This window comes from Kitasatospora sp. NBC_01287 (genome assembly GCF_026340565.1).
In the GTDB taxonomy this organism is placed as follows: Bacteria; Actinomycetota; Actinomycetes; order Streptomycetales; family Streptomycetaceae; genus Kitasatospora.
The window spans coordinates 5,365,309-5,388,073 of record NZ_JAPEPB010000001.1 but is presented as its reverse complement, the minus strand read 5'-3'; the positions used below and the strand labels follow the sequence as shown (position 1 = coordinate 5,388,073).

The 22,765-nt window shown below is 73.4% G+C and carries 21 protein-coding genes, 1 tRNA gene and 1 pseudogene; 9 read left to right on the top strand and 14 right to left on the bottom strand.

Annotated features, from left to right (window positions below; genetic code table 11):
- The first annotated feature begins 56 nt into the window (after positions 1-56).
- The gene (locus tag OG455_RS23300) at positions 57-491 is read left to right on the top strand and encodes a protease inhibitor I42 family protein (RefSeq protein WP_266296703.1); all 435 of its coding nucleotides are present in this window, start codon (positions 57-59) and stop codon (positions 489-491) included.
- 18 nt (positions 492-509) lie between these two features.
- Here the strand turns inward: OG455_RS23300 and OG455_RS23295 are convergent, their stop codons facing one another.
- Both OG455_RS23295 and OG455_RS23290 read right to left on the bottom strand, forming a co-directional pair.
- Positions 510-1,043: a universal stress protein gene (locus OG455_RS23295; RefSeq protein ID WP_266296701.1), complete on the bottom strand. Its 534-nt coding sequence runs from the start codon at positions 1,041-1,043 to the stop codon at positions 510-512.
- A gap of 441 nt (positions 1,044-1,484) precedes the next feature.
- Positions 1,485-1,565: transfer RNA gene (locus OG455_RS23290), tRNA-Tyr, on the bottom strand.
- A gap of 193 nt (positions 1,566-1,758) precedes the next feature.
- Here OG455_RS23290 and OG455_RS23285 point away from each other — a divergent pair.
- From OG455_RS23285 to OG455_RS23270, 4 genes and pseudogenes are all read left to right on the top strand, one after another.
- Positions 1,759-2,247, top strand: a complete 489-nt coding sequence (locus OG455_RS23285; protein ID WP_266296699.1) for a YajQ family cyclic di-GMP-binding protein — start codon at positions 1,759-1,761, stop codon at positions 2,245-2,247.
- Positions 2,248-2,652: 405 nt separating this feature from the next.
- Positions 2,653-4,035, top strand: a complete 1,383-nt coding sequence (locus OG455_RS23280) for a phosphatase PAP2 family protein (protein WP_266296697.1) — start codon at positions 2,653-2,655, stop codon at positions 4,033-4,035.
- A 108-nt stretch (positions 4,036-4,143) separates the two neighbouring features.
- Entirely contained in the window at positions 4,144-4,719 is a 576-nt protein-coding gene (mug, locus tag OG455_RS23275) for a G/U mismatch-specific DNA glycosylase (protein ID WP_266296695.1), read from the top strand.
- Positions 4,720-4,913: 194 nt separating this feature from the next.
- Positions 4,914-5,924 (top strand): annotated as a pseudogene (locus tag OG455_RS23270) (NADP-dependent oxidoreductase).
- 54 nt (positions 5,925-5,978) lie between these two features.
- Here OG455_RS23270 and OG455_RS23265 read toward each other — a convergent pair.
- Positions 5,979-7,292 (bottom strand): citrate/2-methylcitrate synthase, encoded by a 1,314-nt coding sequence (locus tag OG455_RS23265; protein WP_323185556.1) that lies wholly within the window; start codon positions 7,290-7,292, stop codon positions 5,979-5,981.
- A gap of 138 nt (positions 7,293-7,430) precedes the next feature.
- Between OG455_RS23265 and OG455_RS23260 the strand changes: the two genes are divergently transcribed.
- Positions 7,431-8,702, top strand: a complete 1,272-nt coding sequence (locus OG455_RS23260) for a citrate synthase/methylcitrate synthase (protein WP_266296691.1) — start codon at positions 7,431-7,433, stop codon at positions 8,700-8,702.
- Positions 8,703-8,854: 152 nt separating this feature from the next.
- Here the strand turns inward: OG455_RS23260 and OG455_RS23255 are convergent, their stop codons facing one another.
- Complete coding sequence (locus tag OG455_RS23255; protein WP_266296689.1) at positions 8,855-9,256, bottom strand: YccF domain-containing protein; 402 nt, start codon at positions 9,254-9,256, stop codon at positions 8,855-8,857.
- A 207-nt stretch (positions 9,257-9,463) separates the two neighbouring features.
- Here OG455_RS23255 and OG455_RS23250 point away from each other — a divergent pair, with 207 nt between their 5' ends.
- Together OG455_RS23250 and OG455_RS23245 are read left to right on the top strand one after the other, a co-directional pair.
- On the top strand, positions 9,464-10,300 hold the full coding sequence (locus tag OG455_RS23250; RefSeq protein WP_266296687.1) for a PP2C family protein-serine/threonine phosphatase: 837 nt from the start codon (positions 9,464-9,466) through the stop codon (positions 10,298-10,300).
- Positions 10,301-10,357: 57 nt separating this feature from the next.
- Positions 10,358-11,368, top strand: coding sequence for an MASE1 domain-containing protein (locus OG455_RS23245; protein ID WP_266296685.1), 1,011 nt, complete (start codon positions 10,358-10,360; stop codon positions 11,366-11,368).
- 9 nt (positions 11,369-11,377) lie between these two features.
- Here OG455_RS23245 and OG455_RS23240 read toward each other — a convergent pair whose 3' ends face one another.
- The 3 genes from OG455_RS23240 to OG455_RS23230 all read right to left on the bottom strand — a co-directional run bounded on the left by OG455_RS23240 (position 11,378) and on the right by OG455_RS23230 (position 13,840).
- Positions 11,378-12,856: a CehA/McbA family metallohydrolase gene (locus tag OG455_RS23240; RefSeq protein ID WP_323185646.1), complete on the bottom strand. Its 1,479-nt coding sequence runs from the start codon at positions 12,854-12,856 to the stop codon at positions 11,378-11,380.
- 248 nt (positions 12,857-13,104) lie between these two features.
- Positions 13,105-13,401 carry a YciI family protein gene (locus OG455_RS23235; protein WP_266296684.1) on the bottom strand — a complete coding sequence of 99 codons (297 nt, stop codon included), beginning with the start codon at positions 13,399-13,401 and terminating at the stop codon, positions 13,105-13,107.
- Between the two features lies 1 nt (position 13,402).
- Positions 13,403-13,840, bottom strand: a complete 438-nt coding sequence (locus OG455_RS23230; RefSeq protein ID WP_266296683.1) for a helix-turn-helix domain-containing protein — start codon at positions 13,838-13,840, stop codon at positions 13,403-13,405.
- A 168-nt stretch (positions 13,841-14,008) separates the two neighbouring features.
- On the opposite strand from OG455_RS23230, the gene OG455_RS23225 reads away from it, so the two are divergent.
- Complete coding sequence (locus OG455_RS23225; RefSeq protein ID WP_266296682.1) at positions 14,009-14,917, top strand: MBL fold metallo-hydrolase; 909 nt, start codon at positions 14,009-14,011, stop codon at positions 14,915-14,917.
- A gap of 67 nt (positions 14,918-14,984) precedes the next feature.
- Here OG455_RS23225 and htpX read toward each other — a convergent pair whose 3' ends face one another.
- The 7 genes from htpX to OG455_RS23190 all read right to left on the bottom strand — a co-directional run bounded on the left by htpX (position 14,985) and on the right by OG455_RS23190 (position 22,757).
- Positions 14,985-15,845 (bottom strand): zinc metalloprotease HtpX, encoded by an 861-nt coding sequence (htpX, locus tag OG455_RS23220; RefSeq protein ID WP_266296681.1) that lies wholly within the window; start codon positions 15,843-15,845, stop codon positions 14,985-14,987.
- A gap of 139 nt (positions 15,846-15,984) precedes the next feature.
- Positions 15,985-17,541, bottom strand: coding sequence for an NADH-quinone oxidoreductase subunit N (locus tag OG455_RS23215; protein ID WP_266296679.1), 1,557 nt, complete (start codon positions 17,539-17,541; stop codon positions 15,985-15,987).
- Positions 17,542-17,544: 3 nt separating this feature from the next.
- The gene (locus OG455_RS23210) at positions 17,545-19,104 is read right to left on the bottom strand and encodes a NuoM family protein (RefSeq protein WP_266296678.1); all 1,560 of its coding nucleotides are present in this window, start codon (positions 19,102-19,104) and stop codon (positions 17,545-17,547) included.
- A gap of 58 nt (positions 19,105-19,162) precedes the next feature.
- On the bottom strand, positions 19,163-21,250 hold the full coding sequence (locus OG455_RS23205; RefSeq protein ID WP_266296677.1) for an NADH-quinone oxidoreductase subunit L: 2,088 nt from the start codon (positions 21,248-21,250) through the stop codon (positions 19,163-19,165).
- Positions 21,247-21,630: an NADH-quinone oxidoreductase subunit NuoK gene (gene nuoK / locus OG455_RS23200; protein WP_266296676.1), complete on the bottom strand. Its 384-nt coding sequence runs from the start codon at positions 21,628-21,630 to the stop codon at positions 21,247-21,249. Before nuoK ends, OG455_RS23205 begins: the two co-directional genes overlap by 4 nt.
- 6 nt (positions 21,631-21,636) lie before the next feature.
- Positions 21,637-22,275, bottom strand: coding sequence for an NADH-quinone oxidoreductase subunit J (locus tag OG455_RS23195; protein ID WP_266296675.1), 639 nt, complete (start codon positions 22,273-22,275; stop codon positions 21,637-21,639).
- Entirely contained in the window at positions 22,272-22,757 is a 486-nt protein-coding gene (locus OG455_RS23190) for a 4Fe-4S binding protein (protein WP_266300922.1), read from the bottom strand. The genes OG455_RS23195 and OG455_RS23190 overlap by 4 nt, the downstream gene beginning before the upstream one ends.
- Positions 22,758-22,765: the final 8 nt, after the last annotated feature.

Below are 22,765 nucleotides of genomic sequence, written 5' to 3'. Positions count from 1 at the left end.
CGCCCCTCGTGCGTCGGATCCCTGTCGAGCCGACCGGCCGACCATTGGAGGTAGACATGAACCGTCCCCGTCGCCTGCTGCCCGCCGCCGTGATCGGCCTGGTACTCACCGCCGCGCTGACGGCCTGCGGTTCGGGGGCCCAGCACGCCACCTCGCCGAGCAGCGCCGCGGTGCTCACCCTTGACGACAGCGCCAACCGCACCACCGTCCATGCCCAGGTCGGCTCGACGATCGAGATCACCCTGCACAGCACCTACTGGTCCGCACCTACCAGTTCGGCCCCCGGGGTCCTGGTGGCCGCCGGCACCTCCAGCGCCCCCAGTGCCTCGGCCGGCTGCCACCCGGGCAGCGGTTGCGGCACCATCGAGACCACCTTCCGGGCCGGCGCGGCCGGCACCGCGCGACTGACCGCGACCCGCACCTCCTGCGGTGAGGCCAAACCGTGCGCGCCCGACCAGAGCAGCTACACCGTCACGGTGCAGGTGGGCTGAACCGCCGTCAGCCGAGCATCAGCCGATCGGCTCCATCGGCTCCATCGGCTCCATCCGCTCCATCGGCAAGTGGCACGCGTTTCGTCGTTCGATCACCGCGAGTTCGCGCTGCAACGGCGGCCGAGGGACCGTCAGCACCGGGCATCCGGCACGCCGCACGCAGTGCCCGCTCACCGACGGACGCAGCCGCCACCACCGGCGCCCGCCCGCGCCCACGACCAGGACGTCCTGCGGCCCGTCCGCCAACGCGACAAGCGTCGACCCCGGCTCACCCCGCATCGCGAGGGCCCGCATCTCGACCCTCGCCGGTCCGATCGGGAACGCCTCGGCCAGCGCCGTCGTCAACCGCTCCACCGCGTCGGCGCGCCAGGCCGAGAGCAGCGGCGGACACGGTGCCCGGCGGAAGCCGGCCTCCCCGCCCGGCGGCGTCCAGACCAGCACCGCGAGCAGTTCGGCCCCGCGCTCCCTGGCCTCCTCGGCCCCCCGGTGCAGTGCCGCCAGACTCCCCAGCGACCCGCTGACCCCCACCACGACCCGCCGCCGCTCACCCATGGCCTGCCTCCTCCCCCACCACCCAACCCGCTCCGCCCTCCCCTGTCCCCACCCGCTGACACTTCCCTGACGCCGCCGCCCCTCATCCGAACGATCCCCTGACAGCCGCCGAACGGAGCCACCACGGCGGCCGGCGCGCTGGTGCTGCGCTTCGCCGAACCTGCGGGAGCGTCCGGTCTCGAAGACCCACTCGGGCCGGCGCTGCGTGCGCTGGAGGCGACCGACAGCAGGACTCGGGCCGGCTACGAGCGATGCGCCACGGCTCGGCGTCGTCCTGCATCGTGGGCACGACCGGCGTGAGCGCCTGACGCCTGGCACCTGGTCAGCACCCGGGCCGCCCTCGGTAGGTGGTCGAGCAGCCTCGTATGCCGCGCCGTCCCCGCACAACGAAAGAGCCCCCGACCTGCGTTTCCGCAGATCAGGGGCTCTTTCTCGATCCTGTGGCTGGTGCAGGGTTCGAACCTGCGTAGCTTGCGCGACAGATTTACAGTCTGCTCCCTTTGGCCGCTCGGGCAACCAGCCAGGATGTTCGTCGCGCGGGGTGATGCCCCGTTCGACTGGGTAAACCTTACCTGATGACAGGGGGTGCTTCGCCACTTGATTGGTCACGCGATGATCAAGGGGGTGGGGCGTGGTGTCGCTGGATAGGCTGGGGGCGTGAGTGCCCCGCACCGGTGGGGCTTGTGCTGCCGACATCGCAAGGAGACCACCACAGATGGCCGACTCCAGTTTCGACATCGTCTCGAAGGTCGAGAAGCAGGAGGTCGACAACGCGATCAACCAGACCTCCCGTGAGATCGCCACCCGCTACGACTTCAAGAACGTCGGGGCGACCATCGGGTGGTCCGGTGAGCGGATCGAGCTGAAGGCTGACGGCGAGGACCGGGTCAAGGCCATCCTCGACGTGCTGCAGAGCAAGCTGATCGCGCGCAAGATCTCGCTGAAGGCGCTGGACGCGGGCGAGCCGCAGCTGTCCGGCAAGGAGTACAAGATCTTCGCGACGATCAAGGAGGGCATCAGCCAGGACGATGCCAAGAAGATCTCCAAGATCATCCGGGACGAGGGTCCGAAGGGCGTCAAGGCGCAGATCCAGGGCGAGGAGCTGCGGGTCTCCTCCAAGAGCCGGGACGATCTGCAGGAGATCCAGGCCCTGCTCAAGGGCAAGGACCTGGACTTCGCGATCCAGTACGTGAACTACCGCTGACGACCGCTGACGACCGTGCCGATGACGGCCTCAAGGTGACCCACCTGGCGGGCCACCGGGCGACCCGCCAGGTGGCCGTCCGGATGGCCGATCGCTGTCAGCGATCCGAGTGACTCGAAGGGGCACCGCGCGAGCGGTGCCCCTTCGGCGTTCCGGTCGGGAGTTGGGGATGTTTCCTGAGAATTTGATGCATGTCCGCTGGACATTGGGGCACCGGCGCAAAGGGGCGGGAACCGGTCCAGTCCAGGCGAGGCAGTGCGCGAGGGGTATGCGCGGTGCTGTGAGCCGGGGCAGGATCGGGGGCGCGCGGGTCACTGGCCGGCGCCCGGGCTCAGTAATTCTTAAAAGTTGAGCATTACGGTGTCCCGGCTTGCCCCACCAGATCTCTCGAAGGGGACGCCACCGGTGACCAGCCCGCTCCACCTCGTCCGTCCCGCCGCCGACACGAGTCGCTCGGCGCCGGCCCGTCTCCCGTCGACCGCCCCGGATCCCAGCGATAGCGAGAGCGGGGGCGCTGGTCCGGACGAGACGCCGGACCCGGACGGCGGCGCCCTCGACGGCCACCGCTCCCCCGACGGCGGCTCCGCCAACGGCAGCTCCGCGAGCGGCGCGGCGCGGCGGACGGCGCCCCCGACGGCCGGCACCACGCCCACCGCCCCCACCGCCGCCGCCACCGCTCCCTCGACCTCGACCCCCCCGACCACGGCCGCGCCGAACGGGTCCACCGGCGTCAGCGGCAGGCGGCAGGAGTCGTCGGACGGCCTGCGGGGCCGGCTGGCCGGGGCCTGGGACGCCCTCGCGGGGATCCGGCACCGGGCGCGGTACCTGCGGCTGCTGGCCTGGCCGCTGTACTTCTTCGCGCTCTGGCGGTACATCGCGGACAACGGGCTGCCCTACCAGAACGACGTCGTCTTCTGCTGGCTGATCGGCGCGCTGATCGCCGCCACCGTGCAGAGCGGGCACCGGTTCGGCTGGCTGCGGGTGCTGCGCGACTGGCTTCCGGTGATGTTCGCGGTGTACGTCTACTCACTGCTGCGCGGCTACGGGGCCCACACGCCCTGGCCGGTGCGCTGGCGACCGCAGCTGGAGATCGACAAGGTGCTCGGCTTCGGCCAGGTCTGGACCGTGCGGCTGCAGCACTGGCTGTACACCCCGGGGCACCCGCACTGGTACGACTACCTGTGCACCACGGTCTACATGTCGCACTTCTTCGCGATCTTCATCGTGCTGGCCGCGCTCTGGAAGCGCCGGCACGACCGCTTCACCCGGCTGCTGGCCTTCTACCTGGCGCTCACCTTCGCGGGCTTCGCGACGTACATCCTCTACCCGGCCGACCCGCCGTGGCTGACCGCGCAGAACGGGCACCTGCCGGACCTGACCCGGGTGGTCTCGGACGTGCTGACCCAGAGCGGGATGCCGCGAGCCGGGTCGATCTTCGAGAACGGCAGCCAGTTCGACAACGACGTGGCCGCGATGCCCTCGCTGCACGCCGCCTACCCGATGCTGCTGGCGCTCTTCTTCTGGCCGACCGCCGGGCGCAAGCTGCGGGTGCTGCTGGCCGCGTATCCGCTGGCGATGGCCTTCACCCTGGTCTACGGCGCCGAGCACTTCGTGATCGACGTGCTGATGGGGTGGCTGTACGCCGCCGCCGTGTACTACGGGCTCGGCCGGGTGCTGGACCGGCGGGCGGCCAAGCGGGCGGCCGCCCGGGCCGAGCGGGACCGGGAGCGGCAGCAGGCGCTCGGCGCCACGCCCGAACCGGCCGGCGCCACCGCGATGACGGCCTAGCCCCACCATTCGTCCGACTCATTGAACTGGTGCCTCGAAGGTAGCGACCTTCGGGGCACCAGTTCGTTCGGTCCTCGGGGCACCGGTTCGCACGGCAGACTGGCCCTCGTGCAGACTCCCGCCACCGACCCGGCCCCGGCTCCGTTCCGCCCCACCCCCGCGCAGCTGGCCGCCGCCCAGGACGTGACCATCCCCGACGTGTCCGCTCCCGGCCTCCGGGTGCTCTTCTGCGGGATCAACCCCGGGCTCTGGTCCGGCGCCACCGGCCGCCACTTCGCCCGTCCGGGCAACCGGTTCTGGCCGGCCCTGCACCGCTCCGGCTTCACGCCCCGACTGCTGCGCCCGGACGAGCAGGGCGAACTGCTCGCCCTCGGCCTGGGCATCACCAACGTCGTCGCCAGGGCCAGCGCCAAGGCCGAGGAGCTGAGCCGGGCGGAGCTGAAGGAGGGCGGCGCGGCACTGGTCGCACGGGTCGCCGAGCTGCGACCGCGCGCGCTGGCGGTGCTCGGGATCGGCGCCTACCGCACGGCGTTCGGGCGCCCGCGCACGGTGGTCGGCCGGCAGCCCGAGGGCCTGGGTGACACCGAGGTCTGGGTGCTGCCCAACCCGAGCGGACTCAACGCGCACTACTCGCTGGACGCCCTGGCGGCGGAGTTCCGCGCCCTGCGCGAGGCCCTGGAGTGACCGCCCGGCGCACACGTAGGACCCCTCCATGAGGCCCCGTCCATGAGGCGCTTTCATGGATGCCCGCGATTCCATCGACACCACCCCCTGCTTCCGGGCCGCCCCCGCTCCTAGCGTGATCGACACCGCCCGAGATCGGCACCGCCCGAGATCGGCACCGCCCGATCGCCCCGCGCAGGAGTCAGGAGCCCGTGATGTCGTCGCTGCACCCCAAGGCCGTCCACCTGGTCGCCCGTCCCACCGGACGCGCCACCGCCGAGCAGTTCGCCTTCGTCGACGACGAGCTGCCGCCGCTCACCCCCGGCACGGTGCTGGTCGAGAACGTCTACCTCTCGGTCGACCCGTACATGCGCGAGGCGATGGGCGTCGACGGGAGCTGGAAGCTGCACACCCCGTTGGAGGGCCGCTCGATCGGCCGGGTGATCGAGTCCAGGGCGCCCGGGCTCGCGGTCGGCGACCTGGTCCTCCACCGGCGCGCCTGGCGCACCCACGCGGTGCTCACCCCGGCCGACGTATGACCGCTGCCGGCCATCGACGGCGTGCCGCTGAGCACCCATCTGAGCCTGCTCGGCGGCACCGGCCTGAGCGCCTACGTCGGCCTGACCCGGGTGCTGCGGCTGCAGCCCGGCGAGTCGCTCTTCATCTCGGCGGCCGCCGGCGGGGTCGGCACGGCGGCGGGGCAGTTCGCCCGGCTGCTCGGCGCCGGGCGGATCATCGGCAGCGCCGGTTCGAAGGCCAAGGTGGCGCACCTGACGGAGCGGGCCGGGTTCGACGCCGCCTTCGACTACCACGACGGGCCGGTGGGCGACCTGCTGCGGGCGGCGGCGCCGGAGGGCATCGACACCTTCCTGGACAACGTCGGCGGCGACCACCTCGAAGGCGCGCTCGACGTGCTGCGCGACCACGGGCGGATCGCCTGGTGCGGCGCGATCGCGCAGTACAGCACCGCCGAGCCGCCCGCCGCACCGCGCAACCTCTACAACGTGGTGCACAAGGCGCTGCGGCTGGAAGGGTTCCTGGTCCGTCAGCACCTGGACGCGCAGCAGGAACTGACCGACTTCCTGGTGCCGCACCTGCGCTCCGGCCGGGTGCGGGCGGACGAGACGGTGGTGGCCGGCTTCGAGAACGTGGTGGACGCGTTCCTGGGCCTGCTGGACGGCGCGAACATCGGCAAGATGCTGGTCCAGGTGAGCGAGGAGTCCTGACAGGCTCCGCCAGCGGCGCAAGCGCCGTCAGCGCCGTCAGCGCCGTCACCGCCGTCAGCGCTCCGGGCGCGGCCCCGTGTAGTCGGCCCGGGTCCGCAGCCGCAGCGGTGCCTCGCGGTACTCCTCCATGGCGTGCGCGAGCCAGCCCGCCGTCCGGGCGACCGAGAAGATCACCTCACCCGCCTCGGCCGCCATGCCACCCACGTGGGCGAAGGCGGCCAGGGCCAGGTCCACGTTGGCCGCCTCGGCCGCGGTGGCCCGGTGGCCGCCGGCCGCCCGCACCACCGCGTCGACCGCCGCGAGCACCGGCCCGGCGGCCGGCAGCGAGCGCTGCGCGTCGAGCAGCGCGACCGCGCGCGGGTCGCCCCGCGGGTAGAGGCGGTGGCCCAGGCCCGGGATCGAGCGGCCGGTACGGAGGTACTCGGAGACCACCGGCACCGCGTCCCCTGCGGCCAGCACCTCGGCGAGCATCCGGTGGGCCGACGCGCTGGCGGCGCCGTGCAGCGGACCGTCGGACGCGCCGAGCCCGGCCGAGAGCACCGCGTACGGGTCGGCCCGCGCGGAGGCCGCGACCCGGGCTGCGACGGTGGACACCGCCAGCTCGTGGTCGGCGAGCAGCACCAGCGCGCGGTCCAGGCAGGCCACCGCGCCGGGCGGCGGCGCGCCGGGCGCCAGGCGGGACCAGAGGCGGGCGGCCAGCGACTCCCCGGCCGGCGGCACCCCGACCGGCGACTCCCCGGCCGACGGCCCGGCCGACACCGTCGGCAGGGCCTCCACCTGCGCGGCGATCAGCGCCGCACCGACGGCCCGGACGTTCTCCTCGCGCAGGTCGAAGCGGAGCGGATCCAGCGAGGCCGCGACCGCCGCCGAGACCCGCAGCCGGTCGGGCAGCCTGATCGCGGCGGGCAGCGTCTCCCCCGTGCGGCGCAGCGCGGCCACCAGGTCGGCGGAGGCGTGCAGCGCGAGGCCCTGATCGGCGTCGATGCCCCAGAGCAGGCCGACCGCCGCCTCGAAGCCGTGCCGCTCGGCGAACTCGACGGCGTCCACACCGCGGTAGTAGAGCCGGCCCCCGTCGATCAGGGTGAGCGCGGTGCGCACGGTGACCGGCTCGATCGGTGGCAGATCCCCGTAGCCACTGCCCGGCGCTCTCCCCGCACCTCCCCCTGCCACTCCCGCCGCGCCCGCCCCCGCCGCTCCCCTCGGCGGGCGCCGTCGCGGACCGCCGGCGAGTGCCGCCACCTCCTCGGCGTCGAAGGTGCTGCCCTTGCCGCCGGGCACCCGCTCACTGCTCAGCAGCCCGCGGCTGGCGTACGCGTAGACGGTCTCCACCTTGACCCCGAGCAGCTCGGCCACCTGCTGCGTCGTCAACCTGCCAGCGCTCATCCCACGGCCTCCCGTTGTGTTGCCCGCAGTATCTCATATTGATTCAATCAACATTGACAACATGGATCAATGCTCGGAGAGTACTGACTGTCAGCCCGTTCCGAGGAATCCGAGGAGGCAGTCATGGCCACCGCCATAACCCCGAGCGCAGCGTCCACCACCCCGAACGCGACGTCGGCGCCGACGGCAGCGTCCGCGCCGAGCACGCCGTCCGCACCGGCCGCGCCGACTGCGCCGTCCGCACCGACCGGCGAGGTGGGCATCGAGGTGCCGCGCGGCCTCAAGGGCGTCGTCGTCACCGAGACCGCGCTCAGCGACGTGCGCGGACTGGAGGGCTTCTACCACTACCGCCAGTACTCGGCGATCGAACTGGCCGAGCAGCGCGGCCTGGAGGACGTCTGGCACCTGATGCTGCTCGGCGAACTGCCGGACGCCGAGGCCCGGGCCGCCTTCCACGCCCGCACCGCGCCGCTGCGCCGACTGCCCGAGGCGCTGCGCCCGCTGCTGCCCGCGCTGGCCGCCGCCACCAAGGACGCCGGACCGCTGGCCGCCCTGGGCCCGGCGCTCGCCGTCGCGGCCGCCGATCGGGGCATCCGCCCGCTCTACGACACCGCGCCGGAGCAGCGGATCGAGGACGCGCTCTTCGCCACCGCGCTGGTGCCCACCATCCTCACCGCGCTGCACCGCCTGCAGCAGGGCGAGCAGCCGGTCGAGCCGCGCGAGGACCTGCCGTACGCCGCCAACTACCTCTACATGCTGACCGGCCGCGAACCGGGGGCGGCCGAGGCCAGGGCGATCGAGCGCTACCTGATCTCCACCGTCGACCACGGCTTCAACGCCTCCACCTTCACGGCCCGGGTGATCGCCTCCACCGGCGCCGACCTGGTCGCCTGCCTGGTCGGCGGCCTCGGCGCGCTCTCCGGCCCGCTGCACGGCGGCGCCCCCAGCCGGGCCCTGGACACCCTGGACGAGATCGGCACCCCCGACCGGATCGACCCCTGGATCCGCGCCCGCGTGCTGGCCGGCGACCGGATCATGGGCTTCGGCCACCCCGTCTACCGCACCGACGACCCGCGCTCGCGCATGCTGCGCGGCGTCGCCGAGGGCTTCGGCGGCGAGCTGGTGGATTTCGCCGTCGAGGTCGAGCGCCAGGTCCTCGCGATCCTCGCCGAGCTCAAGCCGGGTCGCGAACTGCACACCAACGTCGAGTTCTACGCGGGCGTGGTGATGCACCTCTGCGGCCTGCCGAGCGAGATGTTCACCCCCACGTTCGCCGCCGCCCGCGCGATCGGCTGGAGCGCCAACATCCTGGAGCAGGCCGCCGACACCAAGATCATCCGCCCGGCCGCCCGCTACACCGGAACCCCCGCCCCCCAGCCGGTCCCCAGCCCCTGACCCGGCCGCCCGCTACACCAAATGCCCCACCGCTGACACGAAATCACCGCTTTCCGCCCGAGGAACCCGGCAGCTCGCCATCCCGGCCACACTTGTCCGACACAACGAGTGGCACGTCGACGGTGGCGGCACCGGTCGGTCGCCTGCCGGGATCACCAGCCGGCGAACCGCTGGTCCGTGGGGACCACCTCGCGGCCCAGCGGCATCAGCGAGATCGGGATCATCTTCAGGTTCGCCCAGCCGAAGGGGATCCCGATGATCGACACGAAGAGCGGGATGCTCGTGGCCAGATGCGCCAGCGCCAGCCACCACCCCGCGAAGACCAGCCAGATCACGTTGCCCACACAGGACGCGGCCCCGGCCTCGGGACGCTCCACCGTCGTGCGGCCGAACGGCCACAACACGTAGCCGGCAATGCGGAACGAGGCAATTCCGAATGGAATTGTAATAATCAGAATGCAGCAGATAATTCCGGCGATCGCATAGCCGATGGCCATCCAGATACCGCAGAAGACCAGCCAGAGCACGTTGAGGACGAAGCTGAGCACCTTCATGACTCAAGCGTTGCACGCCTGCGGCGGGACTACTAGACGAACGCCCTCCTTCCGCTCCCGTTCGGCCCGGTGGCCCACCTGCCCGATGCCGAACGGGTGACCGGACGGTCGGGAAGAGTGAACTGGGCCGGCCGGGCGAGTGGGAAATAGGATGAGCGTGGTTAGTGCCCGCCCCGCTGGGACCCGACGCAGCACTTCGGAGGGTCGATGACCCGACGCCGCCCCGCCCGCCATGTGACCGCCGACGAGCTGCTGACCGAACTGGGCCGGCTCACCGAGCAGGCGCTGGAGCGCGCGGAGCTGCAGCAGGCGCGGGTGGAGCTGGCCGAGGCGCTGCAGCGCGAGCTGCTGCCGGCCGAGTTGCCCGAGCTGCCCGGCCTGCGCGCGGCCGCCCGGTACTCGCCCGCTCGGCACGGGCTGAGCGTCGGCGGCGACTGGTACGACGGCTTCCGGCTTCCGGACGGCGCGCTGGCGTTCTCGATCGGCGACGTCCAGGGCCATGACGTCGAGGCGGCGGCCTTCATGGGGCAGGTACGGGTGGGCCTGCGCGCGGTGGCTGCGACCGCGGCCGACCCGGGCGAGGTGCTCAGCCGGGCCAACGACCTGCTGCTGTCGATGGACAACAGGCTCTTCGCGACCTGCAGCTTCCTGCGCTTCGACCCGGCCACCCGGGAGCTGGCGCACGCCCGGGCCGGCCATCTGCCCTGGGTCTGGGCCACCGCCGGCGGCGACTGGGGGCTGGCCGAGGACGAGGGCGGACTGCCGCTCGGCGTGCTGCCCGCCGAGGAGTACCCGGTGACCCGTCGGCGGCTGCCGCCGACGGGAGGTGCGCTGGTGCTGGTCACGGACGGGGTGGTCGAGGGCCCGGCGTTCCCGATCACCGCGGGCCTGGAGCAGGTGGCCCGGGTGACCAGGGCCGGGGTGCGGGCCGACCCGGCCGAGTTGGCCGCCGAGGTGATCAAGGTCGCGGACCTGACCGGGCACACCGATGACGCCGCCGTCCTGGTGCTGCGGCACGACGAGCCACCGACCGGCGGAGCGTGAGGGCGCCCGCGCGTGTCACAGCCGCGTGCGTCACCGCGGCGTTGTCTGATGGCTGCTGTGCTGCGAAACGCTGAGCCGCTGCTGCGGGACCCCGGGCGCCTGGGCATCGCGGTCCTGCGGGTGCTCGCGGTCGCGGCCGCCTACTTCGTCTCCGGCCGGCTCGGCCTGCTCCAGCAGATCGTGGTCGCGGGGGCCAAGGTCACCCCGCTCTGGCCGCCCACCGGCATCGCGCTGACCTGCCTGCTGCTGCTCGGCCTGGGCATCTGGCCGGGCATCGCGCTCGGCGCCTTCCTGGTCATCGCCTCGATCGGCCCGCTGCACCCCGCCTCCCTGGGGATCGTGGCGGGCAACACGCTGGCCCCGGTCGCCGCCTGCCTGATGCTGCGCCGGGTCGGCTTCCGGGTCGGGCTGGACCGGCTGCGCGACGGGCTGGCCCTGGTCTTCCTGGGCGCGCTGGGCGGCATGCTGATCAGCGCGACCGTGGGCAGCGGAGTGCTCTGGCTGAGCGGCTCGGTGCCGGGCCACGAGTTCCTGGCCACCTGGTCGGCCTGGTGGACCGGCGACGCGATGGGCGTCCTGGTGGTGACCCCGCTGCTGCTGGCGCTGCGCGCCTTCCGGCTGCCCGAGGAGCGCGAGCCCTTCGACTGGGTCGAGCCGGTGCTGCTGCTGGCCGGCACGGTGGCGATCACCCTGATCGCCACCGCCAGCTCGCTGGGCCTGCTCTTCCTCGTCTTCCCCCTGCTGATCTGGGCCGCGCTGCGGTTCCAGCTGATCGGCGCCGCGCCCTGCGTGCTGGTGGTCTCGGTGCTCACCATCGCGGCCGCGGTCGACCACGAAGGACCGTTCAGCCACCACAGCGTCTTCTCGACCATGGTGATCCTGCAGGCGCTGAACGGCTCGGCCGCGTTGACCGGGCTGCTGCTCTCCGCCGTCATCGCCGAGCAGCAGTCGATGTACCAGCGGATCGAGCAGGCCTGCCTGGGGCTGGCCGAGGTGGTGGCCAGGCTCGCGCCGGGCGAGGACGACGGCCGCTGGCCGCCGTCCGGGGACGGTGGCAGCGGCCCGTAGCGCCGCCCGTTACTGGAGCGACAGCAGGATCGGGTTGGTCAGCGCCGCCATCGGACCGAACGGCAGCGCGGGTCCCATGGTGTTGCCCTGGCCCGGTGTCCCGTCCGCGAGCGGGTGGCGGACCTCGGCGCGCACATAGCTCGCCAGCGAGGCGGTGGTGCGCCAGACCACGGTGCCCGCGCCGCTCGCGGGCAGCGCCTGCTGGTGCAGCTGGCCCTCGTCGGTGATCAGCCGCACCGTGCCGTCCGGCACCCCGGCGACGGTGAGGGTGACGTCCACCGGCGCGTCGGCCGGGACGGTGAGCCGCTCGCCGATGCCCACCTGGCGCCCGTGCCCGGTAGCGGTGAAAGCCAGCTGGACCGCGGCCGACTCGGCCAGCCAGCTGCGTCCGGCCCGCAGGCCGGCCAGGATCTGCTGCCGCGTCAGGTCGTCGGCCAGCACCACGTTGTGCGGGGAGCCGATCACCTGCGGCACGCTGTGCGCGTCGCTGTTGCCCATCGCCGGCAGCCACGGCCGGCCGGCCCGCAGGTCCTCGGCCAGTCGGCCGTCCCAGGTGTCGACGGCGGACTCGTCGTCGTAGGTCCACGGCCCGTTCCACACCTCCACGGCGTCCGCGCCCTGGTAGCCGAACTTGAACTGGCAGGCCACGTACGGGCAGTACGGGTGCGCGGGCACCACCAGGCCGCCCGAGCCGCGCACCTGGCGGACGAACCGCGGGTAGGCACCGTCCCGGGAGCGGTAGCGCCAGTCGATCCAGTCCCCGGGCGGCAGGCCCAGCGCCAGCCAGTGGCCGTTGCGGGTGGTGACCTCCTCACCCGTGATGATCAGCAGGTCGGGCCCGGCCAGCGGGCCCCAGATCCCGTGCGAGGCGGACGTGTTGTGGTCTGTGGAGACCATGAAGTCCAGCCCGGCCGCACGGGCCCCGGCGGCCACCTCCTCGGGCAGCCGGCGCCCGTCGGAGTAGACCGTGTGGAGGTGGCAGTCGCCGCGGTACCAGGCCCGGCCGCGCCCCTCGGCCCGGTCGGCCGGGTAGCGCGGGGTGAAGGCCGGCCCGGGATCGCCGAACGTCAGCGTCACCTGGACGGAGTAGTTCAGCCCCTGCGGCGCCACCTGGTACGGGCCCAGCACCACGTGCCACGTCCCCGCCTCGACGGGGCCCGGCAGGTACCCGGGGGTCGCCTCGCCGTTGCTGATCTCGAAGGAGGTGCGGAACCCGCCGGACCAGCCCCGGAACCCGGCGGACCCGAGGTCGGTGCCGCGCTGGTCGAAGATCCCGATGTCGCAGGAGTTGCCGGGCACGCCGGCGGGCACGGCGGGCTTGTCGTAGCTGTAGGAGACGGCGATCTGCCGCACGCCCGGCGGGACCTCGACGGGCAGGTGGACGAAGTCGGCGGCCCCGGTCTCCAGGTGGCCGGTGATGGTCCGGGTGGCGGTGCCGGCCGCCGGGGGCGGCGCGGCGGCGGCGAAGGAGACCGGCGCCAGGGTCAGCGCGGTGACCGCGCCGGCCGCCAGACCGCCCCGCAGCAGGGCGCGCCGGTCGGTGCCCCGCTCGTCACCGGGGACGGGGTGCTCGCGGTTGTCGTCGTCGCTCACGGTGGGTCCTCCCTTGGCGTGTCCGTGTCGACTGCCTACCCCGACCGGTTACGCCACGGCGATCGGCACTCGGACGGCGGGGAACCGACGGGCAATCAGTCGGGGCGCCTGCCCGTCACCGCCGCCTCACCGCCGACCCACCGTCAGCCCGCCCGCACCGCCAGCGAGTCCAGCGCCGGCGCCGTCTTGGTCGGCAGGAACTCCACCACCTGGTACTCGGCCACCCCCGCCTTGTTGAACGGGTCCTCGGCGAGCACCGCCGCCAGCGCCTCGGGGCTCGCCGCCTGCGCCAGGATCACGCCGCCGGTGCGGGGCACCCGGCGGCCCGAGGCGAGGAAGACGCCCGCCGCGTAGTTCTGGTCCAGCCACTCGACGTGGGCCGGGACCAGCTCGTCGATCCGCTCCAGCGCGGCGGTGTAGGTCAGTGTCACAACGAACATGTCAGTCTCCCGAGTCATCGGAGTCGTAGCGCAGCCGAGCTTCCTCGACCTCGTTGATGTACCGCTCCGCCCAGTCGCGCACCGCCGCCAGCGGCGCGTCCAGCGTCTGCCCGAGGGTGGTCAGTCGGTACTCGACCCGCGGCGGGACCACCGGGTACACCCGGCGGACGACCAGGCCGTCGCGCTCCAGGCTGCGCAGGGTCTGGGTGAGCATCTTCTCGCTGATGCCGCCGACCTCCTCGCGCAGCTCGCTGAAGCGCTTGGTCCCCGTCGCCAGGGAACCCACGAGGAGCGCGGTCCACTTGTCGGCGATCCGGTCGAGCGCCGCGCGCGAGGGGCACGGGGCGCTGTAGACGTCGGCCCGGTGGCCGTCGGGGAGGATGGTCGGCGCCCGGCCGGGGGTGCCCGGGCGAGGGCGTCGGACGGGTGGTGTCGGCACCTCTGCAAGCTAACTGAAGGAGAGTCAGCACGCCAGGACTTACTTCCCGGTGGCCGGCGCACCTGCAAGTGCGTACTTCCCGTTGGAGAGCGACTCTCCAATAGTCAGTGGCACGAGCACTACGGCGCAGACGCCACCGCCGAAGGCGCCACCACCGAAGGAGAAGCCATGCCCCACCCCGCCCCGCGTGCCCAGGTCAGCATCGGCGGCACGACCGTCACCTACCTCCCGGACGGCCACGGCCGGCTGGACCCCGCCGCCTTCTTCCCGCCCAGCGCCCCGGGCGGCTGGGCCCCGCACCGCAGCCACCTGGATCCGGACGGGTGGTTCACCGTCAGCATCGGCTCCTTCCTGGTGCGGACGGCCGACGGCCGCGCCCTGCTGGTCGACCTCGGCCTCGGGGTGGTCGACTTCAGCATCCCGGGCCTGGCCGAGTTCCGCGGCGGCGAGCTGCTCGACTCGCTCGCCGCCGAGGGCCTGGCACCGACCGATGTCGACACCGTGGTCTTCACCCACCTGCACCACGACCACGTCGGCTGGACCACCGACCTGGCCCCCACCCCCGACGGCACCGCCGGCCGGGCCGCCACCGCGCTGACCTTCCCCCGCGCCCGCCACCTGGTCGCCGCGGCGGAGTGGCACCACTGGTCCGGCACCGCCGACCCGGCCGGCCCCGACCCGCGCGCCGTCCAGCAGCCGCTCGCCGAGCGCATCGCCTTCGTCGCGGACGGCGAGGTGATAGCGCCCGGCGTGCGCGTCCTGGCCACCCCGGGCCACACGCCCGGCCACCTGAGCCTGGAGGTCACCGACCCCGCCGGGCGCGACGGCCGGCGCCTGGTCGTGCTGGGCGATGTGCTGCACTGCCAGGTGCAGGTGGCCGAGAGCCACTGGACCTGCGCCTTCGACCACGACCCGGCCCAGGCGGTCCGCACCCGCGAGCGGCTGCTGGCCGAGCTGCGGGACGACGCGGTGATCGTGGCCGGCGGCCACTTCACCGAGCAGGTCTTCGGACAGGTGCTGCCGGTGACGGCCCGCCGGGCCTGGTCCTCGCCGGAGCCGGCCCTGCTCGGCCGCTGAGACCGGCCCGCCGGGGGAGGCCGGCCCGCCGGGGGAGACCGGCGGGGCCGGCCTGCCGAAGCGACCGCTACGGTCGGCCTGCCAGCCGCTCCAACCGGGCGATCCGGTCGGCCATCGGGGGGTGGGTGGCGAAGAGCCGGGTGCCGGAGTCACCGCGGCGGAACGGGCTGGCGATCATCATGTGGCTGGCGGTCTGCAGCTGCGGCTCGGGCGGCAGCGGGCGCAGCTGGGTGCCCGTCTCCAGCTTGCGCAGGGCGCCGGCGAGGGCGAGCGGGTCACCGGTGATCCGGGCGCCGTCGGCGTCCGCCTGGTACTCGCGGGAGCGGCTGACGGCCAGCTGGATCATGGTCGCGGCGAGCGGGCCCAGGATCATGATGGCGAGCACGCCGAAGAGCCCGGGTCCGTCGTCGTCCTCGCTGCGGCCGAACGGGATCAGCCAGGCGAAGTTCACCAGGAACATGATCACCGAGGCCAGCGCTCCGGCCACCGAGGAGATCAGGATGTCGCGGTTGTACACGTGACTGAGTTCGTGGCCGATCACCCCGCGCAGCTCGCGCTCGTCCAGCAGGCGCAGGATGCCGTCGGTGCAGCAGACCGCGGCGGTGCGCGGGTTGCGCCCGGTGGCGAAGGCGTTGGGGGCCTCGGTCGGCGAGAGGTAGAGGCGGGGCATCGGCCGGCGCGCGGAGGTGGAGAGCTCGCGGACGATCCGGTACAGCACCGGTGCCTCGATCTCGCTGACCGGGCGGGCCCGCATCGCGCGCAGCGCGAGCTTGTCGCTGTTCCAGTAGGCGTAGCCGTTGGTGGCGAGGGCGACCGCCAGGCCGATGAGCAGGCCGGTGCGCCCGAAGAAGCTGCCGATCAGCAGGATCAGTGCCGACAGTCCACCGAGGAGAACGGCCGTTCTCAGTCCGTTGTGCTGGCGGTGCACGGCAGCCCCTCCAAGTGGTGCGGTGGGAAGCCCTCTGGTCACATCCCTCTGTGCTCGGTCAACGGAGGAGGTCGGGGCTCAGGTTCCCTTCCTCCCACGGCGGCGGACCGGGCGCACCCCGGCAGCCGTGCCGCTCACCTCAGAAGAGGGTGCCCGCCACCACCTGGAGCACCAGCTGGGGAGCCACCGAGAGCACCACCGCGACCGCCGTGGTCAGCCCGAGGGTGACGGCCAGCGGCCTGGGCACCCGGGCCGGCGCGGTGTCGGCGCCGGGCGCGAAGAGCTTCGCCAGCCAGAAGAGGTAGTAGTACAGGGCGATCACCACATTGACCGCCATCACCACCGCGAGCCAGCCCAGGCCCGCGTCCACCGCGGCCCGGAAGACGACCACCTTGCCGAAGAGGCCGACCACGCCCGGCGGCAGACCGGCCAGGCAGAGCAGGAAGAAGGCCAGCGCCAGCGCGGCCCAGCGGTTGCGGGCGAAGAGGCCCCGGTAGTCGTCCAGCCGGTTGGCCGGGCTGGTCCTGGCGACCACCGCGGCCACCCCGAAGGCGCCCAGGTTGACCAGGCCGTAGATCAGCGCGTACGCGACCGTGGCACCCAGCGGGTGGGCGTCCCCCGCGTAGCCGGCCGCCGCCAGCGGGACCAGCAGGTAGCCCGCCTGGGCCACCGAGGACCAGGCCAGCAGGCGCACCGCGCCCTGCGCCGAGTCGGAGCGCTGGCGCAGCGCGGCCGTGTTGCCGGCCGTCATGGTGACGGCGGCGATCACCGCGAGCAGCAGGCCCCAGGTGTGGCCGTAGGGGCGGAAGGCGAGGTTGGTGACCAGCGCCAGACCGGCGAAGCCGGCTGCCTTGCCGACCACCGAGAGGTAGCCGGCCACCGGCAGCGGGGCACCCGCGTAGGTGTCCGGTACCCAGAAGTGGAACGGGACGGCGGCCACCTTGAAGGCGAAGCCGACCAGGGTCAGCGCCGCCCCGGCCTCGGCGAGCGGCCGCAGCCGCGCCGGGAGGTGGGCCAGGCCGTCCGCGATGGCGCCCAGGTGCAGGCTGCCGGTGGCGGCGTAGACGAAGCTGACGCCCAGCAGCATCACGGCCGTCGCGGTGACCGAGGAGAGGAAGAACTTCAGCGCGGCCTCGCCGCCGCGCCCGTCGCGCTTGAAGGCGACCAGCGCGAAGGAGGGCAGCGAGACCACCTCAAGGGCGATCACCAGGGTGGCCAGGTCCCGGGAGGCGGGCAGCAGCGCGGCCCCGGCGGCGCTGCTGAGCAGCAGGAACCAGTACTCGCCGGCCGGCAGCTTCTCCTCGTCCACGGTGTGCAGCGAGAGCAGCGCGGCGATCAGCGCGCCGCCGAGCGCGAGCAGTTGGAAGACCAGCGTGAAGTGGTCGGCCACGTAGGAGCAGCCGCCGGTGCCGCCGGGCAGGCAGAAGGTGGCCCGCGGCCGGCCGCCGGTCAGCGGCAGCAGCGCGAGCAGGGCCAGCACCAGGCCGAACACGGTGAGCGGACCGAGCAGCCGCTTGCGGGAGTCGGGCAGCAGCAGGTCGGCGAGCAGCACCAGCAGCGCGGTCAGGGCGGCGATCAGCGGCGGGGCGATCGCCACCCAGTCGACGGACTGGATCAGCGCGCCCGGGTTGGCCACGGCGAGCAGCGAGGTCGGGTTCACGGCGGACGGCCCCAGGGGGTGAAGGGTGCTGATCATCGGTCAGCCACCTGCCAGCAGCTGCTTGACGGCCGGATCGGAGAGCCCGAGCAGCAGCGCGGGCCAGCACCCGGCCAGCAGGCTCAGCGCGGCCAGCGGCGTCCAGCTCACCGCCTCGTACGGGCGCAGTTCGGCGGGCTGGGCGACGGCGGGCTGCGTCGGGTCGCCCATGCAGACCCGGCGGACCACGATCAACAGGTAGGCGGCGGTCAGCAGGGTCCCGAGGCCGGCCAGCACCATGTAGGTGACGAAGGCGGGCCGGGACAGGCCCGCGGCCGGGTCGAAGGCGCCGAACATCGCCAGCACCTCGCCCCAGAAGCCGGCCAGGCCGGGCAGGCCGAGGCTGGCCACCGCGGCGAAGGCGAGCAGCGCGCCGAGCCGGGGCGCCCGGCCGTAGAGCGCGGCCCCGGTGGCGCCCGAGAGGGTGTCCAGATCGGCGGTTCCGTAGCGGTCCTTGAGCGCGCCGACGATGAAGAAGAGCAGGCCGGTGACCAGGCCGTGGGCGATGTTGGCGAAGAGCGCGCCGTTCACCCCCACCGGGGTGAGCGAGGCGATGCCCAGCAGCACGAAGCCCATGTGGCCCACCGAGGAGTAGGCGATCAGCCGCTTGAGGTCGCCCTTGCGGCCCGGCCTGGTCAGCGCGAGGCAGGCCAGTGAGCCGTAGACGATGCCGACGGCGGCCAGCGCGCCGAGGTAGGGCGCCAGTGTGGCGGTGCCGGAGGGCACGATCGGCAGCAGCACCCGGACCAGGCCGTAGGTGCCCATCTTGAGCAGCACGCCCGCCAGCAGCACCGAGCCGGTGGTCGGCGCGGCGGTGTGGGCGTCGGGCAGCCAGCTGTGCAGCGGCCAGCCGGGGGCCTTGACCAGCAGGCCCAGGCCGATCGCCAGCGCGGCGACCACCTGGGTGCCGTGCGAGAGCCCGTGACCGTGCGCGGCGGCCAGCGCCGTCATGTCGAAGGTGCCCGTCTTCAGCCCCACCAGCAGGAAGCCGAGCAGCATCACCGCCGAGCCGAGCAGCGTGTAGAGGATGAACCGGTTGGCCGAGGCCGTCCTGGCCCCGCTGCCCCAGCGGGCGATCAGGAAGTACATCGGGATCAGCACGATCTCGAAGGCGAGGAAGAAGAGCAGCAGGTCCAGCACCAGGAAGGTGGCCAGCATGCCGACTTCGAGCAGCAGGAAGAGTCCGGTGTAGGCCCGCGCGGACGGGGTGCCCGCACCGTGCGGCAGCCGCTTGGTGGAGTAGAGCGCGCAGAGGAAGGTGAGCAGCGCGGTCAGCACCACCAGCGGCAGCGAGACGCCGTCCACCCCGAGGTGGAAGCGCACGCCGATGGCCGGGATCCAGGCGGTGTCGACCACGCCCTGCATCCGGCTCGGGTGGGCGTGGTCGAAGGCGGCCGCCAGTGCCACGGCCAGCGCCAGCACCAGGCCGGTGACCACCGCGTTGAAGCGCAGCGCGCGCCGGTCGCGGGTCTCGGTGTCCGGGCCGAAGAGGCCGGCCGGGGCCAGCGTGGCGGCGGCGCCGAGCAGCGGCAGCACCAGGAGGGCGATGAGGAGCACGTTCATCGGGGACTCCCTGGGCGGGCCGGGGCGGACGGGTGACGGGTGACCAGCTGGGCGGGCGTCATGTGCCGACCGCCACGAAGACCGCGATCAGCACCGCACCGGCCAGCAGCGCGCTCAGGTAGGTCTGCGCGTTGCCGTTCTGGCTGCGGCGCACCACCCACCCGAGCAGCTTGGCCGCTCCGCCGGAGGCCTGCACGTAGCCCTCGACCACCTCGCGGTCCAGGAACCTGACCAGGGCGGCGAGGGCCACGGTGGGACGCACGAAGAGCCGGCTGTAGAGCTGGTCCACGTGGAAGCCGTGCTGCGCCGGACGGTAGAGCGGGCCCAGCAGCAGCCGGCCCGGGTCGGTGACCGGTCGGGGCGGCGTGGCGGTTGCCGTCGCGGGGACGAGGCTCTCGGCCCCCGGCGCACCGCCCTGCTCGGGCACCCGCTCCACCAGGGCTGCGGCCCGGGCGGTGCTCGTGCGCCAGGCCGCGTAGCTGATCAGCACCCCGGCCGCGGCGAGGCCGGTGCCGAGCACCCAGGTGACCGGACTGGGGCGCAGCGATCCGCCGTCCAGCAGTTTGGGCAGCCAGTCGGGGTCCAGGCCGGCGACACCGAAGGCCATGGTGGGGAGCGCCAGCACCCAGAGCGGCCAGCGCATCGCGGCCGGCTCGGCCTGGCCGGGGTCGGCCTCGTCCACCTCGGGCGAGGAGGGCGCGTCCGGCTCGGTGGCGAGGGCGGCGGGATCGGCGAGCCCGGCCGGCACGGCTGGCACGGCGGCGAGCAGCGCACCGGCGCGGCGGCCCGGGAAGGCGAGCAGCCACAGCCGCGTCGCGTAGGCGCCGGTGAGCAGCGCGGTGGCCAGGCCGGCCACCAGCACGAGCCACCCCGCCGCGTGCGGCACCGCGCTCGCCGGGCCGACACCGTTGGTCAGCGCCTCCCCGGTGGCGGCGTGCTCGGCGGCGGTGAGCACCGACTCCTTGGTGAAGAAGCCGGAGAACGGCGGCAGGCCGACCAGGGCCACCAGGCCGATGCCCAGCGTCCAACGGGCGTCCGGCACCCGGTCGCGCAGCCGGGGCAGCCGGGACATCGCGGAGAGCGAGTTGGTGTGCGCGGCGTGGATCAGCACACCGGCGGCCAGGAACAGCAGTGCCTTGAAGGCGCCGTGGCCGACCAGGTGGAAGACGGCCGCCTCGCGGTCGCCGCAGGCCAGCGCGCCGGCCATGTAGCCGAGCTGACCGACGGTGGAGTAGGCCAGCACCCGCTTGATGTCGTCCTGGGCCAGCGCGCAGAGCGCCGAGCCGACCATGGTCACCGCCGCCATCACGGCGAGCACCACCAGCGCCGCGCCGGAGAGCAGGAAGACCGGCAGCAGCCGGGCCACCAGGTAGATGCCGGCCGCGACCATGGTGGCGGCGTGGATCAGCGCGGAGACCGGGGTCGGGCCGGCCATCGCGTCCGGCAGCCAGGTGTGCAGCGGGAACTGCGCGCTCTTGCCGGCCACCCCGCCCAGCAGCAGCAGGGCGATCAGCGTGGGGTGGTGCAGTTGCCCGTGCGCGGCGGCCTGCAGCACCCCGGTGATCCGGAAGGTGTGCGCGTCGGCGCCGAGCAGGAAGATGCCGAACAGGAACGGCACGTCACCGAGCTTGGTGACCAGGAAGGCCTTGAGCGAGGCGCCCCGGGCGTCCTCGGTCTCCCAGTGGTGGCCGATCAGGAAGTACGAGCAGATGCCCATGATCTCCCAGCCGACCAGCAGCACGATCAGGTCGCCCGAGTAGACCACCAGGAGCATCGCGGCGGTGAAGAGCGAGACCAGCGCGGCGTAGGACGGGTAGCGCGGGTCGGAGCGCAGGTAGGCCGTGGAGTAGACCTGCACGCAGGTGGCGACCACGCCGACCAGCACCGAGAGCAGCGAGGTGTAGCCGTCCAGGTGGAGGGCCAGCCAGATGTCCGGGCCGCCGGTGGGGGCGAGCCGGGTGCCGGCGTCCAGGGCGCTGCCGGTGCCCAGCTGCAGGGCGGTGACCAGGGCCAGCACGGTGGCGGCCGCCACCGGCAGGATCGCCAGCGGCCGGGCGAAGCCCGGTGCCCGGCGGCCGGTGGCGAAGAGGGCGGCGGCGCCGAGCGCGGGCAGCGCCGGGACGAGCACGGGGAGGGCGAGGTTCACGAGAGGGTCCGGCCCTTCGACGCGGCGTCGGCTTCCAGGTCGAGCGGCTGGGCCGGGGCCGGGACCTCCGCGGCGCGGTCGCCGAGCACGGTCAGCCGGTCCACGTCGGCGGTGCCCCTGGTCCGGAAGACCAGCAGCACGATCGCCAGGCCGAGGCCGATCTCGGCGGCGGCCACGGTGATGGTGAACAGGGTGAGCGCCTGCCCGGCGTGCAGCGCGTCGCGCAGCCAGGCGTCGAAGGCGATCAGGTTGAGGTTGACGGCGTTGAGCATCAGCTCGACGGACATCAGCACGAGGATGGTGTTGCGCCGGGCGAGCAGGCCGTAGACGCCGATGCTGAAGAGCAGCGCGGCGAGGACGGCGGGGTAGGCGAGATGCATCGGCGGTCAGCGCTCCTGCTGCTGGGGGGCGGCGGAGCCGGCAGGGCGCCGGGTGCGCAGCCGGCCCGGGCGCGGCCGGGCGCCGCCCTTGCCGGTGCGGGAGATGACGATCGCGCCGACCAGCGCGGCCAGCAGCAGCACCGAGAGCGCCTCGAAGGGCAGCACCCAGTAGCGGAACAGACTGGCGCCGACCGCGGCGGTGGAGCCGCCGCCCGCGCCCAGGTCGATCCAGGAGGTGCGGAAGGCGTCGACCACCAGGGTCACCAGGGTGCCGGCCGAGGCCAGCGCGACGCCCAGGGCGATCCACCGGTTGCCCGAGTCGGCGTCCGGTGAGCGGCCGATCGGCGCCCTGGTGAGCATCAGGCCGAAGAGCACCAGGACGACCACCGAGCCGAGGTAGATCAGCACCTGCACCCAGGCCACGAACTCGGCGGTGAGCAGCAGGAACTCGATCGCCAGGCCGCCGAGCGCGACGACCAGCCAGAGCGCGGCGTGCACCAGCTGCTTGGTGGTCACCGAGATCAGCGCGGCGCCGAGCACGGCCAGGCCGACCAGCACGAAGACGATCTCCACCCCGGTCGGGGAGAGGAAGCCGCGGGTGGCGGGCGCCAGCGAGCCGGTGGCGGCGAGCAGGGTCGCGGTCATGCGGAGTCACCCCCGGCGGCGGCCGCCAGCTTGTCGGCGGCCTTGCGGGCGGCGGCGATCTCCTTGGGCTCCTCGGCGGCCGGGTCCAGCGCGGGCGGAGCCGGCACGGTCCACATCCACTCGCGCAGCTTCTCCCGCTCGTGGGTCAGCTCGTGGATGTCGGTCTCCGCGTACTCGAACTCGGGCGACCAGAAGAGCGCGTCGAAGGGGCAGACCTCGATGCAGATCCCGCAGTACATGCAGAGCGAGAAGTCGATGGCGAAGCGGTCCAGCACGTTGCGGGTGCGGGCGCGCGCGTTCGGGTCGACCGCCGGGAGGGTCTCCTTGTGCGAGTCGATGTAGATGCACCAGTCCGGGCACTCCCGGGCGCAGAGCATGCAGACGGTGCAGTTCTCCTCCAGCAGCCCGATCACGCCCCGGCTGCGCGGCGGCAGCTGCGGCTGGACCTCGGGGTACTGCGCGGTGACAGTCTTGCGCGTCATGGTCCGCA